Annotated in this window: 12 protein-coding genes; 3 read left to right on the forward strand and 9 right to left on the reverse strand. The window is 48.7% G+C overall.

Going from position 1 to position 14,520, the window contains the following annotated elements:
- Nucleotides 1–24: 24 nt before the first annotated feature.
- Nucleotides 25–2,325: a sensor domain-containing diguanylate cyclase gene (locus AC3AP5_RS08885; protein WP_487326545.1), complete on the reverse strand. Its 2,301-nt coding sequence runs from the start codon at nt 2,323–2,325 to the stop codon at nt 25–27.
- Nucleotides 2,326–2,492: 167 nt separating this feature from the next.
- Here AC3AP5_RS08885 and rpsT point away from each other — a divergent pair, with 167 nt between their 5' ends.
- From rpsT to AC3AP5_RS08900, 3 genes are all read left to right on the forward strand, one after another.
- Nucleotides 2,493–2,753 (forward strand): 30S ribosomal protein S20, encoded by a 261-nt coding sequence (gene rpsT, locus AC3AP5_RS08890; protein ID WP_006954872.1) that lies wholly within the window; start codon nt 2,493–2,495, stop codon nt 2,751–2,753.
- 189 nt (nt 2,754–2,942) lie between these two features.
- Nucleotides 2,943–3,425, forward strand: coding sequence for a hypothetical protein (locus tag AC3AP5_RS08895; protein ID WP_272977886.1), 483 nt, complete (start codon nt 2,943–2,945; stop codon nt 3,423–3,425).
- A 126-nt stretch (nt 3,426–3,551) separates the two neighbouring features.
- Nucleotides 3,552–5,483 carry an alpha/beta hydrolase family protein gene (locus tag AC3AP5_RS08900; protein WP_286682027.1) on the forward strand — a complete coding sequence of 644 codons (1,932 nt, stop codon included), beginning with the start codon at nt 3,552–3,554 and terminating at the stop codon, nt 5,481–5,483.
- 53 nt (nt 5,484–5,536) lie between these two features.
- Here the strand turns inward: AC3AP5_RS08900 and AC3AP5_RS08905 are convergent, their stop codons facing one another.
- The 8 genes from AC3AP5_RS08905 to flgK all read right to left on the reverse strand — a co-directional run bounded on the left by AC3AP5_RS08905 (nt 5,537) and on the right by flgK (nt 14,504).
- On the reverse strand, nt 5,537–5,824 hold the full coding sequence (locus AC3AP5_RS08905; RefSeq protein ID WP_487326546.1) for a hypothetical protein: 288 nt from the start codon (nt 5,822–5,824) through the stop codon (nt 5,537–5,539).
- A 3-nt stretch (nt 5,825–5,827) separates the two neighbouring features.
- A complete protein-coding gene (fliS, locus tag AC3AP5_RS08910; RefSeq protein WP_006954866.1) occupies nt 5,828–6,298 on the reverse strand; it encodes a flagellar export chaperone FliS in 471 nt (156 codons plus the stop codon).
- Between the two features lie 22 nt (nt 6,299–6,320).
- The gene (gene fliD, locus AC3AP5_RS08915; protein ID WP_487326547.1) at nt 6,321–7,706 is read right to left on the reverse strand and encodes a flagellar filament capping protein FliD; all 1,386 of its coding nucleotides are present in this window, start codon (nt 7,704–7,706) and stop codon (nt 6,321–6,323) included.
- An 11-nt stretch (nt 7,707–7,717) separates the two neighbouring features.
- Nucleotides 7,718–8,155 carry a flagellar protein FlaG gene (locus AC3AP5_RS08920; RefSeq protein ID WP_006954864.1) on the reverse strand — a complete coding sequence of 146 codons (438 nt, stop codon included), beginning with the start codon at nt 8,153–8,155 and terminating at the stop codon, nt 7,718–7,720.
- A 390-nt stretch (nt 8,156–8,545) separates the two neighbouring features.
- Nucleotides 8,546–8,917, reverse strand: a complete 372-nt coding sequence (locus AC3AP5_RS08925; protein ID WP_487326548.1) for a four helix bundle protein — start codon at nt 8,915–8,917, stop codon at nt 8,546–8,548.
- Between the two features lie 351 nt (nt 8,918–9,268).
- Entirely contained in the window at nt 9,269–10,825 is a 1,557-nt protein-coding gene (locus AC3AP5_RS08930) for a flagellin N-terminal helical domain-containing protein (protein ID WP_487326549.1), read from the reverse strand.
- Nucleotides 10,826–11,225: 400 nt separating this feature from the next.
- Nucleotides 11,226–12,440: a flagellar hook-associated protein FlgL gene (gene flgL / locus AC3AP5_RS08935; protein ID WP_487326550.1), complete on the reverse strand. Its 1,215-nt coding sequence runs from the start codon at nt 12,438–12,440 to the stop codon at nt 11,226–11,228.
- A 6-nt stretch (nt 12,441–12,446) separates the two neighbouring features.
- Nucleotides 12,447–14,504, reverse strand: coding sequence for a flagellar hook-associated protein FlgK (gene flgK / locus AC3AP5_RS08940; protein ID WP_487326551.1), 2,058 nt, complete (start codon nt 14,502–14,504; stop codon nt 12,447–12,449).
- Nucleotides 14,505–14,520 lie beyond the last annotated feature (16 nt).

A 14,520-nucleotide genomic window follows, 5' to 3' on the forward strand; every position in this document is an offset into this window, starting at 1 on the left:
GATGAAAAGCGTCAGTGTATCAGATTATTCACCCCAAACTATTTTATTTCGGCCGGTCTTTTTAGCCTCGTACAAGGCTTTATCCGCGTGATCGAGTACCGCTTGTTCCAAATCCTCGTACGCAGCCGTTTCATTGTCGATGAACAAAGCCCCGATACTAATGGTGAAGTTGATCGCATGGTCATCGACACGTACGACTGACTGCTGAATATCTTGCCTAATCTGCTCAAGTATTGCCGCGGCAGCCGCTTGCGTCCCGCCGTTTAAAATCAAGGCAAACTCTTCACCGCCTAAACGAGCAACCATATCGTCCGAGCGAATATGACGCATCAGAGTCTCAGCAAGGTATTTGATAACCGCATCACCCGCGGCATGCCCGTAGGTATCATTCACCTTTTTAAAGTAATCAATATCGAGAATAGCGACACTGCGGTGCCCCTGCTCTTGGTTAAGTAATTGACAACGTTCGATAAATGCACGCCGGTTGGGGATACCGGTCAGCGCATCGGTCATCGCCATATTTTTAAGACGACGCTCAGCATCCATGCGCGCTTTATCTAGTTGAACCGCATAAAAGAGCGCGCCGAGCGCATCGAGTAGCGGCTGTAAGAATATCGCGTCACTCGATTCATAGTCAGTGAGTTTATTGGCCAGTCCAACCATGCCAACGACCTGACCCCGTAACCGGATCGGCAGACCTAAAAAGCGCGTAATACGCGGGTGACCGCTTGGTGTTCCCTTAGATGCTTTATGCTGACTCGGTTCATTGGTCAGAATGACTTGGTTATCCGTAATGGTGCGACCAAATAGATTATCGAGGCTTTCAAAAAATAATTCGCCACGCAGATAAGCACGATATAACTCAGAACTGTGTTCATTCCATGACAGTTCTGAGATCGCATGAATGTATAACACCTCCTTTTTATCTCGCGTTTGCATCTCGCCAATAAAAGCGAATTGGCTATCGGCAATTTCGATGAGTTCTGGAAGGATATCTTGGCACGCTTTGGACAGATCTTTGTCGTTAAGATATAGCGCTTGCGCTTTATTAATAAAGCTCAGTAATTGACGCTGCTTGGTATCGAGTAGTTCGGCTTCTTTCTTTTCGGTAATGTCCCGATGCGTCCCTGTCAAACGTATTGCCTCACCGGATTCACTTCGCTCAACAACACGGCCATAGGTTTCTATCCATACCCAATATCCGTTTTTATGACGCATGCGGTAAATAGTCGAAAACGCCGGCGTCTCGCCTGCCATGTGCTGCTGCAGTTCACGCTCAACACGCTTCAAGTCCGCCGGATGAACAAGGCTCTCCCAAAAGTAGAGCGACGGGTCAAAGTTAGCGTAATCGATACCTAATAATTCACACCAGCGTTGATTGACCTTGTTGGTGTCTGATGGCACATTCCAATCCCAGGTACCGAGTCCTGAGGCCTCCAAGACCAAACGCATCTGCTGATTGGCTTCGTTCAAGCGCTTCTCAAAATAGCGATTAGCAGTGTTATCAATCAGCATGGCATGGATGTTCTCGAGCCGACCCTCGGGATCATAAAAGCTTTTTGATAATAACTTCACCCAGCGCTCCGGGCCTTTAGGCGGTAAAATGCGGAATTGCGCTTCACTACTCGCGACCCCTGCTAAATGATTACTGAGCAAGAAGTTAAGTTCTTTGCGACCGCGTTCGTCGAGAAAATCCTCAAAGTCTCTACTTCCCTCACGCAAGGCATCCGTTGGGATGTGGAATAAGGATTGTATATTAGCGGACACGTACTGTAATTCGAGCGCCATGTTGTAACGCCACTTTATGAGTGCAGCAGGCGTGTCATCGATAAATGAGTGTTCCTGCATCAACTGTTGATGTTTAAGCGACAACGCTAAATATTCACTGACATGTTCACTGACATAGGCAAGGCTTTGAAGTTCGCGCTCGGACAACTGGTGCGGTTCAGTGTCCAAAATACATACGGTGCCGACTGTGACGTCATCCAGTCGTAACGGGACCCCGGCATAAAAGCGGATATGTGGCGCATCAACCACATACGGGTTATCCTTAAACAAAACGTCGGTCAGGGCATCGTTAATCAAGAGGCGTTTATCGTGATTCACTACGTAATTGCAAAAAGACGGTTCTGGGTCAATTTGGTCGCCTTCGAATCCTGTTTTTGCTTTAAAAAATTGCGTTTGATCGTCAACAATGCTGACAAATGCCATGGGAACGTTTAGCCAACTGGCGAGAGCGTTCATCAGCCCGTTAAGTTGCGGGTCTTCTTGACCGATATAAAGACCAAACTCTCTGATTTTTTTTTCACGTAACGATTCAGACATAACATTCCTTATTTATCTATATCACGCACAATACGCAACCAACTGATTTTTTATACCCCAATTTGTGCGCGACATCCACACAATAAGTGTTGACATTTCCGCCAGATTAGGCATAATCCACGACCTTTATAAAGAAGCGTTCTGTTAACGAATTTTAGGAGTTCACCTTGGCTAACATTAAGTCTGCTAAAAAGCGTGCGATTCAAGCCGAGAAAAATCGCCGCCATAATGCAAGCCGCCGTTCAATGATGCGTACTTACCTTAAACGTGTAAACGCAGCCATTGAGAGCAAAGACAAAGAAGCTGCTAGCTCAGCTTTACAAACTGTAACCCCATTATTGGACCGTTACGCAACTAAAGGCTTGATCAGCAAAAACAAAGCGGCACGTCATAAGAGCCGTTTGAACGCTAAGATCCAAGCGCTTTAATCGACACGTTTTTAACGTGTTCAAAAAACCGGCTTTAATGCCGGTTTTTTTGTGTCCAAATTCCTTCCTTAATCTCTACACGATCAAATTTTGTAACAATTAAATGTAATTATTGTCTCACTTTGTTTTCATTCTAATATGATATCACTTATAGTCAATGTGCATATTTTCGACAAAAAGGGGAATTTTATGCGCAGTTTTAACCTTGCAAAAGGCGTGATAGCGGCGGCGGTCGTTTTGGGCAGCACAGCATGTAGCAGCCCTCCACCGGGAGACAATCAGTTCAAGCTACGTAATTACAAAGACACATCAATTCAACGTAGCCATGTCATTTACAACTATTGTTATTATGGTCGTGAAGCAGACTATGTCGCCGCTCGGGACTTTGATGCAGGCGAACATACCATCATCGCGCGGTATGCATTTATCAAAAAATACGTTCCCGGCGGTCCGTTAGAAAACTATTTTAAACTCAACGGTACCTTTGAACCGGGTAAGATCTATGAGTTTAAATACAATCGTGATCAAGAGAACGGCACTGCTGAGGTTTGGATCGTTGATGCCGAGACACAAAAAGCGGTAACGAATAAGGTCACCAAAAAACTCATCACGCAAGAAGTTGTCAATACGCCATCGCGTCAAAAGACACGGTGTGAGGCAAGTACTTTGTAAGCCTTTTCCTCGCTTGGCATGCGAGGATGTCAACCTCTCATGCCAGCGTTGGATAGCAAACTGTGCTCGTTAATTGGCTACTTATTTGATAAAATCAATTTTTTAACAAAATAGATGTATTTATCCATGAATAAAATAATAAAAACGATTATCGCCTCTGCGCTATTGTCGATCTCGACCCCCAGTTTGGCACAGAGTGAAACACTTCCAAGTTCTGCATTCAGTCAACTGAACATCGTTGAACAACCTACCATTTCGCCCAATGGTGAACTCATTGCTGCCGTCTATAATACCGATGGCGCAACTCAGCAAGTGGTAATTTCTCCGTTCGGGAAAGTGGATTTAACGACTATCCTTAAGTTACGCAATCAGTCTGAACGTATCGTTAAACTACGCTGGGTGAATAACGAGCGGTTACTTGTCAGCGCCGATTATCCTGAACATATGTACGGTAGTTCTCGTCGCGTTGGACAATTGTTTGCGGTCAACAAAGATGGTAGCGAGTTAAAAGAGATAAAACTACGCAAGCTCACCGATACTAAAGATTGGTCTTGGTTAGTTAGCGGTGACCAAATTGTCTCTATGCTTCCTCACGATCCAGAACATATTTTGTTGCAACAGGTCAGCGAGCGCGATAATTACTTCCCATCGGTTTATAAGATTAATGTCTATAGCGGTTCCTCAGAGAAGTTCGCACCGAGCTTGCAAAAACCGAGTTACTTTATTGGCGACTCGACCGGTCGCTCGGTTGTCGCGGTGGCGATTGAGGACTTAACCCGTACTTTCTATTTGTGGCAGGAAGATGCCGATCAATGGAAAGAAATTGGCTCTTATGAAGCATTTGAAGAGGATGGTTTTACGCCGGTCTTGTATGAGCCTGCCAACAATACTTTAATTGTTAAGACGTATCAGAAGAGTGATAAACAAGAAGTTTGGCGCTATTCGCTCGATACTGACGAATGGGTCGAGCCGTTGTTCCAGAACGAGACTTATGACGTGGCGAGAGTAATGGAGCACAACGGTCAAGTGATTGGCTTTGGTTACACGGCTGATATGCCCGAAGTGGAATTCATTGCTCCGGCATTTAAACAGCGCCAAGCGCTTGTCGAGAATACGTTCAAAGGCATGAATCCTATCGTGGTAGACTTTGACGAAAGCGTCAATAAATTGCTTGTTAAGACCTACTCAGCGTCGGGCCCTTCTCGCTTTTACTTTATTGATCTCGCCAATAAAGCTGGCGGTTTATGGATGGCGCTACAACCAGCACTTGAAAACAAGCAGTTTCCCGCCAAGCAACCTATCGAATTCGAGGCCAGTGACGGCCTGGTGCTGAATGGTTATTTGATCAACGGCGGTGATGCCGATCGCCCGTTAGTTGTGATGCCACACGGCGGACCTTGGCAACGCGATACCCAAGTATTCCATCCGCTAGAGCACATGTTCGTTAATGCAGGCTATGCTGTCTTGCAAGTTAACTTTCGCGGCTCGTCGGGCTTTGGTTCTTCTTACGAAGCGCGTGGTTACGGTGAATGGGGACAGCGTATGCAGCAAGACGTGCTTGATGGCGTCGCTTGGGTAAAAGAACAGCAACTCGCCGATGTTGATGATAGTTGTGTCGTGGGCTGGTCGTACGGCGGCTATGTTTCTCTATTCGCGGCGACCAATACGCCGACACAGTTTAACTGTTATGTATCAATTGCTGGCGTCAGCGATATTAACGCTATTTTAGAGGACACCCGAGCCAGCGAAACGGCTCAAATGGTTGACAATATCATGGTCGGTGATCGTGATAGCGAGAAAGGCAAAGCGCATTTAGAGGCTATTTCACCTATCGCTAGCTTTGGTAAACTCAAACGCCCTACTTTGCTTGTTCATGGGACAGGCGATGTCGTGGTTCCAGACGACCAGTCGGAGGCATTTTACAAGGCAGCTAAGGAGTATAATCTCCCGGTAGAGCTGTTGTTGCTTGAAAATGGTACCCACTCATTAGACAGCAACCCTAATCGCAAACAAGCTTTTGACCGAGTAATTAACTTTGTTAAAGCAAATATTGAATAACAAAAAGCCGCCAGATAATGCATCTGGCGGCTTTTTTATCCACATTTCAATCGTTATTTGGTGTAAGCTTTAACGCCCTTTTTGCTTTTTCCTAATCTGCTAATGTCATCCTTCGCTGTATCTTTCGCTTGCTGTAAAGCTTGACGATAGGTGGTCAGGGTCTCTTGTACCCGCAACAGCTCAGTTTTAATCGCATCGTCGTTTTGCCATCCATCCGGTAACTGGGTGAAATGCTTTTCAAGTTGTAGAAGCGCCAATTCAGCTGCTGCATAATCCTCCGCGGCTACCGTCTGTTCGAAATGCTGCGTAAGTGTTTGTAGCCGTTTCAATGCCTCTTTCATAGCTTACGCACTGCTCGCAATGCGTTGCACCTCTTGCTCATGTGCAGCGTCTTCTTCAGCATGTAGTTTACTGAGCACTTCATGAGCTTCTTGACGTGCGTCCGCTGGAATTTGATCCCAAGCGCCTTTAATTTGCAACATTAAGCCCATCACTTCATCAATGATTTCAACATTACGCTCGACCGATGCTGTCATTAAGCGGTCACTCATGTAGCCATACAAACCGATTAGATTATCGGTTGCGTCTGCGCCTGCTTCTGGGTTTAAGCTCACAATCAGTGACTCAAGAATCGCCTGCGCGCGACCAATATGATGCGCTTTTTTCTCGATGTTGTTATTTTGAATCGCGCCTTTGGCATAGCTACAATTCTCGAGTACACCCTGCATTAACATCTGAATAATGGTGTACGGATCCGCGTCTTCTAAACGGTTACGCACATTATCGCGGGTGTAATTCTTGAGCTTATTATTCATAACGAACCTCTATCGTTGTCGATTACTCTTTATTACGCGAGAACCCTGGCAGATTGCTCAGCTGTTGATCCAACCGATTACTGGTGGATTGCAGTTGTCCAAGCAATGAGTCAAGTCCTGCGTATTTCTGCCGTAGCGACGTCTCAAGCCTATCAAGCCGTTGACCTAATTGTTCGCGTTGGTCATCAATACGATCTAAGCGGTTATTTAATGAATCTGTTCGAGTTTGCAGTGACCCACCAAAACTGGTGTAAGTGTTTACATAGTCTTCAATGCGCGACGCTAATCCGTTTTCGCCAGCAAACAGCTTTTCAAAATCGCCAAAACGTTCCTTGGCAACTTCACTGACACTGGTTAACGTGTTTTCCTGCTGCAACTTATTTTCGTCATCGATACCAAAGCCGGCGTTGAACATACTCAAGCCACCCGCTTCTTCACTGAGGAAGCGACGCATTTGATTCTCGATACTACGTACGGTCGCATCACCTTGGAACTGCGCACCTTCGGCACCGGCTTGACCTAGTAATCCCATGACATTGTTATACGCCTTAACAAACCCGTCGATGTTTTTCCGCACCGCACTGTTGTCTTCGGCAATACGCATAGTCGCAGTCTCGCCATTTTGTGACTCTCCCTCAACAGTAATCGTTGAGCCTTGAATCACGTCCTCAAAGGTATTGTCAGCACTGGTCGCGTCGATACCATCGACACGAATTAACGCATCCGTTGCTTGATCTTCAGCAGCAATACTCATACCACCGGCACCGCCTGCGTTGGCTACGGTCGATAATGCATCAAAGTCTGCATTGGTATTGGTAATTTCAATATCGTTGCCCGCGCCCGTTTCTGATGACGTAGCCACCAAACGCGCCTCTGAGCCGGTGTTGATAATATTGAAAGTAACACCAAAATTATCGTCCGCGTCATTCACCTGTCTGCGAATGTCATCCAACGTTGCGTCGGCCGCGATATCCACCGTAAAGCTTTTATCGCCAGCACTGAACGTTAAGCTGCCAGATTGCGAACTGATCACTTGTTCGGCATCCGTAAATGCACCTGCCGAAGAGGTCGCACGACTGCCCTTTGCCATATTGACCACTTCAACATCAAAACTACCCGGTGCCGCATCGCCATCACTCGATACCGAGATGATATCGCCCGATTCGGGTTGCGTTACCGTGGTTTTGTTTTTGTTGTACTGGTCGACATCAGCCAGTTTAGCCGCAGCATCTTTAAAGTCAGACATGACGGATTTCAGCTCCCCAATAAATGAGAGCTCAACCGACAAGTTGCTTTCTTGTCGATTCAGGCGATTGACTTTAGGCACGCGCTCCGCTTCAATCGTTGCGTTTACGATGCCTTCTAAGTCTAATCCTGATTGTGCCCCGAGGGATGAAATACCTGCCATGTTAGGCCTCCTTAAATACTGCTGTCGAACAGATAACCGCTACGACTATCTTCGTTATCGACCAGTTCATCAATAGCTTTAGCGATCTTCACCGCCACTTCCGACGGAATTTGTCGAATGACATCGCCGCTGTCTTTATCGACCACCTGTACCACTGGCGGTTCATTATTTTCCTGCATGACAAATTGCAAACTGGTGTTACGAATTGCCTCAGACTTATTAAGCTGTGCAATACGTTCAGCCATTTCAGCCACACTCGCGGGCGTACTGATTGCCGCTTGCTCTTCCTTTACTGCATCGCTTGGCATTGCCGCATTATTTTGTTGCTGCATAGCCTTTACAGCGCCCATCACCTGTTCACGCAGTTGCCCACGGCCTGTTACGGGATCCGCGGCATTACTACTGTTCGCGCGAGTGATGTCTCTGGAACTGATGGTAAATTCACCCATAACCGTGTCCTCTCTGTAGTATGGTTATGATAGCGTCTCAGCGCAAAAAATACACTGGTACGTGTTGGTTATCGGCAAGGGGTGGATGAACTTTAGTGATTTTTTTGAATATTTTTTGAGCTTGGATGGCGGCTGCGCCGCCAAGCCGGGATGCGGCTCGCTGCGCTTGCCGCAGGCTGTGTTCGCATCCGCTTCGCGGTGCGAGGCTGTGCACGATCTTTGTGCATGGATGGCGGCTGCGCCGCCAAGCTGGGATGCGGCTCGCTTCGCTTGCCGCAGGCTGTGTGCATGTGCGCTTCGCGCCATGCGGCTGTGCACAAGCTGCTCGTACACAGCCTTGCCGTGCGAAGCACAGGCAAACAAAGCCTGGCGCAAGCTCAGCGAGCGCCATCACAGCCTGCGGGCGGAGCTCGCATCCCGGCTTTGCTCCAGTTTCCCGCGAAGTCGGTGAAGTCCAACATAAATCTGTCGTAGCGCCCGACGCCACTGTTCTCGCTGCTTTGCCTCAATCCACTTTAATCGTAAAGCTATCTGCAATTGTGTATCGAGTTCTGCGCATGAACCGATGGCGTAATAGAGGATTCTTCGTCGGTCAGCCGGTGTGTCTCGTGCCATAGCTTCGGCAATATTGCTGGGTATCGAAATGGCGCTGCGGAATACCTGGTCTTTAAAACTGAAATTTTTGCTGTGCTGGAAGGCTTCCATGATTTCAATGGCGATATCGAGTGAGTATTGCCAAAGCCAGAGTTTTTGATAATTCATTATTTGTGTTGGGTTGTGAGGGGTTATTGCAGTTTAGGGGATGGTTTTTGAATTTGCGGATGATTGTGGTGTGAGACTTCTGAGTGTGGATGGCGGCTTCGCCGCCAGGCTGGGATGCGGCTCACTTCGCTTGCCGCAGGCTGGGTTCGCGTCCGCTTCGCGGCGCGAGGCTGTGCAGAAGCTGCTCGTACACAGCCTTGCCGTGCGAAGCGCAGGCAAGCAAAGCCTGTTACGAGCGTAGCGAGTAACATCACAGCCTGCGGGCGCAGCCCGCATCCAAACTCAAAACAAAAAAAGGCCCCCGAAGGAGCCCTCTGTATTCCAGTAGACTGTTTAAGTCGATGTTGAAGATTAACCCAACAGTGACAATGCAGCCTGTGGACGCTGGTTCGCCTGCGCCAAGATAGTAGTCGACGCCTGCTGAGTGATCTGCGCCTGAGTCAGCTTAGCTGTCTCTGCCGCGAAATCCGCATCACGAACACGTGAACGAGCCGCCGATACGTTTTCAGAGATATTGCTCAAGTTCGAAATCGTGCTTTGGAAACGGTTTTGCACCGCACCCAAGTCAGCACGCTGACCATCGATTTGCGCGATAGCACCATCAATTACAGAAATAGCAGATTGCGCTCCGCCTTGCGATGAAATATCAATACTATCAATAGTATTTGTAGTCTCCGCTCCGATGACCGCATCAGTCGTACCGTCGGTCAATGTTGAGCCACTTGATGTGATTGATAAGGAGTCAAACTGACTGTCGATAATAGCATCCGAAAAATCAGCATAACCCCGAACATTTTGTGTTTGGCTCGAAGTCGTTCCAGCCGTTGTTGAGAAAGTCGCTGTTGAGCCCGCGGCAGTAGTTTCTTCAGCGCTTTGATAAGTAGTCGCTGTGACTGCGAGAGCGTCTGCGGAGTTAGTATTGTCATCGGTCAGACTTACTGAGATAGATAGATTTTCACCGGTAGAGCTGGAGATATCGACGCCAGCTGTGGCATTTTCTGTTGCCGTAATACCTCGACTTGATAAATCAGCATCGCCTGACACCGCTGATGCGACTGCAGCTTTAAAGGCCGCATCACTTGCCAAATCAGCTTGGCCAAGAGCGAACTCTTTTCCCTCGATTGTTAATATAGCTGAATCCGAATCACCTGCGTTACCACTCGCGGTTGTTAATTCTAAATTAACTTTTGTCTCAGCACTGACTCCAGAAAGCCCATCAACAGTATTAAGCTTATTGGCAACGTCGGAGGCAGACATCGCACCTTCTAGCTCTAATTCTGTTGTATCACCTCCTAGTTTAACCGAGAGTTTGTCGTTACTGGTAAGAGGATCAATAGAACTAGCAATATCGTCTAAACCCGTATTTGGCACAAACGAAGTCAAACTTTTACCTGTAGAACCAATATCCTCAGCTGCTATGGAATCCAAAGAGAAATCAATTGTTTCATTCGCTTGGGAACCAACTTGAAATGAGCGAGAACCAAAGTTACCGTCAAGCAATTTTTGTCCACCGAAAGATGTAGTATCAGCGATACGTGTAAGTTCTGCCTGCAATGAGCCGATTTCTTTTTGCAGCGCACCACGGTCCTCATCACTGTTTGAACCGTTAGCTGACTGCAGTGCTAGCTCACGCATACGTTGTAAGATGTTGGTTGATTCTTGCATTGCGCCTTCAGCGGTTTGTGCTACTGATACGCCGTCGTTTGCGTTGCGGGTTGCTACGTTTAAGCCGTTGACCTGTGAGGTCAGACGGTTTGAAATTTGTAGACCAGCTGCGTCGTCTGCCGCGCTGTTAATACGGAGGCCTGACGACAAACGTTGGAAAGCTTGGTCAAGCGTGTTGCCTGATTTAGTCAACTGGTTCTGTGCGTTCAACGAGCTGACGTTAGTATTTACGTATAAAGCCATTTTTCATGCTCCCTTAGTTTGATACAAAAGCTTGGTGTTACCAATATTGTGTCGCCAAGCTGGAGGAAGGGTAGGCTTGTTTTTTGCCTGGTTAAAATTTCCTCTCACAAGGGGTATCGGCGGGCGGTTGGGATCCTTTAGAAAAAATTTTAATTTTTTTAGCAGGGGGGTCTTTAGTGGGGATGACGGCTTCGCCGCCAGGTTTGCATGCGGCTCGCTGCGCTTGCCGCAGGCTTTGTTCGCGTCCGCTTCGCGGCGCGAGGCTGTGTACAATCGAGGGCCCGTATTGGTTTGGCTTTTACACAGCCTTGCCGTGCGAAGCACAGGCAAGCAAGGCCTGGCGCAAGCGCAGCGAGCGCCATCACAGCCTGCGGGCGCAGCCCGCATCCAAGCTCAGGGTTTACTGAACGTAATCAAACAAGCTCAGTTGATTGATACGCGAAAACACTTGTTGTGATGCTTGGTATAGGGTTTCGTTCTTGACGAGTTCGGTGACGGCTTCGTTATAGTCAACGTCGGCGAGTTCGGCGCGGGCGGTTTGGTTCACGACGTCGGCATCGCGGAGTTGGGTGCGTGCGGATTCCATGACGTTCATGCGGGCGCCGATATCGGCTTGGGTGCCGACGACGTTGTCCATGGCTTTGTTGAGGTCGTCGAGCGCCCAGCTGGCTTCGTCTTCCCATTGGCCGCTGGTGCCTTTGCCTTCGAGTGCGGCGGCGAGATCGCTCACGAGCGTGATGGGATTACGACCGATGGGTTCGCCATTACTGATTTGGATGGTATCGGTTGCGCTAGGGGTTGTGTCTTTAGCGAGGGTGATGTCCATGCCGTTAAAGCTGATTTTGCCATCGGTAATGGCGCCACTGGCGAGGTTATTACCGCTGGTGTCGTCGATACTGTAGTTGCCGGCGCCGTCAAAGCTGATGTTAAAGTCGCGTGGGTTACCGTTACTTTGTTGTTGCTCGGTAAAGTCGGTGAATTGCTCGCGGTTGCTTACGCGCAGTTCGCCTACGAGGTTTTGGCCGCTTTCGACGTTGATGTCGACGCGTTGTGATACGTTGGCAAACGGTTTGCTACCGGGTTCGTTGGCGGCGAGTTTGAGGTTGGGGGTTAGCTGTATGTTACGCGCCCCTTGGTCGCTTACGTATTGGTAGCTTTGGGTGCTCGCGTCGTATTGCATGGGCTCTTTGCGGCTTTGAAAGCCGGCGAACATGTATTCGCCTTGTGCATCGCGGGCGTTGGCTTGGTCAACCAATTGCTTTTCGATAGCGCGTAGCTCTTTTGCAACGGCTTTGCGATCGTCGGCGCTATAACTGCCATTAACGACGCCAACGGCGAGTTCGCGCGCGCGCTGGAGACCACTGTTTACGCCATCGAGGTTGGCCTCTGATTGGCGTAAGTTGGCCTCGAGGCTGGTACTGTTGCGCATGAATTGCTCGTTCTGCGCCAGCGCATTGTTGAGGTTCATGACTTGCGAGTTAGCAATCGGGTCATCTGATGGTGACAGTATTTTGGTCTGACGAGTGAGCTGTTGCTGCACTTTATACAGCGCGCTTTCAGAGCGCTGTAGTGAGTCGAGTCCGCGTTGAAACATTAAGTTAGTACTAATACGCATCGTTTATTACCCCACTGCGTTTAACAGGCTGTCAAACGTACGTTGTGCGACGGTGATGATTCGAGCGGCGGCGTTGTACGCGCGTTCGAACTGAATCAAGTTGGCGGCTTCTTCCTCTAGATTGACGCCCGATTTTGCTTCATACATCGCTTGTGTTTGTGATTCGATGGCTTGCGCTGCATCGCGGCGTGTGCGCGTTTGTTGAACGTAGCTACCAATATCAGATACCACGCGCGAGTAACCTTCTGCAAAGGTCATGTTGGCATCGTCGCTGTCGGCTGACGAACGACGTAGCTGCGCGTTTTGTTGTAGCTCGGTAAAGGCTTCGCCATTGCGATTGTCATCAAAGCCATCGGTATTGTATTCAATTGAATAGCTGTCGCCCGCAGCAGGCTGACCATTGATACTGATATCGTAGTCGAGCGGTGACCCTGCAAACGGTGCCGGGTTGCCGTTGGCTGCCGCTTGGTCGTTGGCTTGCTGCGCTAGGTTTTTAAGGTCACTTAAACCCGTTAATGTAATGTCGCTGCCATTTTTGCGACTCAGCGTTACATCGAACGTGCCATCACTGTTGACGGCATCGACCGCGACGCCGGTCGGGGCACCGTCGGCGAGTGTTTTGCCAGCTGCATCGAAGAAGTTACTGGTGCCATTAATCGACTCCAGTTCAATGTTAGCCGAGCCTTGGTTTTCAAGGTCATTACTGACACGTACCGGCTTTGCAAGCGCTAGGTCTTCTGGACGGCTAATTGCCACGGCAATATCGCCCGCGATGTCTTCGACCGGTTTGGCGAGGAATTTATCGCCGTCGCTTGCGGCGCTAAAATTCGCCGACGTCAGCTCAACGCCATATTCTTCAACAGCGATGGCGCTGGGATTGCCGGCGGTACTGATGGTCACTTCAGGTGCATTTTTGATGGCACGCCCTTGGTTATCGGCGGCTTGCACCGTAAAGGTGTCGGCACCGGTTTTTGTGATCAGCAGGTTGTCTGATGTCAGTTTGGCACTGTTACCTTCTAACAGGCCCACATTAATATTGGCATTGCCGGTGTTTTCTTCAAAATCCAGAGCGCGCACGGGGGTGCTACTGAGGTCAAACAGTTTTTGCCCGAGTTGGTTGTCGAGATCCATGCCCTTTTGGTTTTGCGAATTCATGGTGTCGGCGATACGTAACGCCATTTGACCGATGCGACGTTGCGCGGGAAGCAGCTGATTATCGCGGTAATCCATGTAACCACCAAGCGCAGAACCTAGTTGATCTGGCTTGAGATAAAACTTGGTGGGATCGGAGCTATTCGTCGACTCAATTTGAATTTCAACGCGACCGGTATCCGGCTGGCTGTTCGCCGTGATCATGTTGTAACGACCATCTTTTAAGACCAATGGTACGCCGTTCTTTAAGTTGACTTGCACCGCGTCAGAGTCGCTTTTGACCACGTCAAACGATACTAACTTAGACAGCTCTTCTAGCTGTTGATCGCGTTGGTTTCGCAGTGAGTTGGCATCAAAGCCTTTGACGTTAGATGAGCCGAACTTGAGCTCATTATTGAGCTCGGCGATATTCTTCGACAAGGTGTTAATCTGCTGAACAGAGTCACGCACACGCTCGTTCACAATGTTCTCTTGATCGTTTAAGTAACGAGAAAAGTCGCTCATGCGTGTCATTAGACCATCGGCTTCGCTGATCACGACTTGGCGGTTGGTCAATGAACTGGGATCGTTATTGGCATCTTGCACACTGTTAAAGAAGCTGGTCACTGCACTATTGATGCTGCTTTCCGTGTTTCCTAACAGTGAATCGAGCGGCTCGGCCTGATCGAGTTTACCGTTTTGAAAGGCGACATCCATATGGGAGCGATTCAATTGACCGACAATGTATTCGTCGATCATGCGGCGCGACTCGACACCCCGTAAGCCCCCAAAGGGATTACTGACATACTCCGCTCGCTCACGCACGTAGTCCGGGTTATTGATGTTGTTGATGTTCTGCCCGGTGATCGCGAGTGCGCGTTGATGCGCTAAAACCGCGGTTTGTCCTTTGGTCAATAAATCAAATGACGCCATAAATGGTCGCTCCTAA

The sequence above is a fragment of the Idiomarina sp. D18 genome, assembly GCF_057748155.1.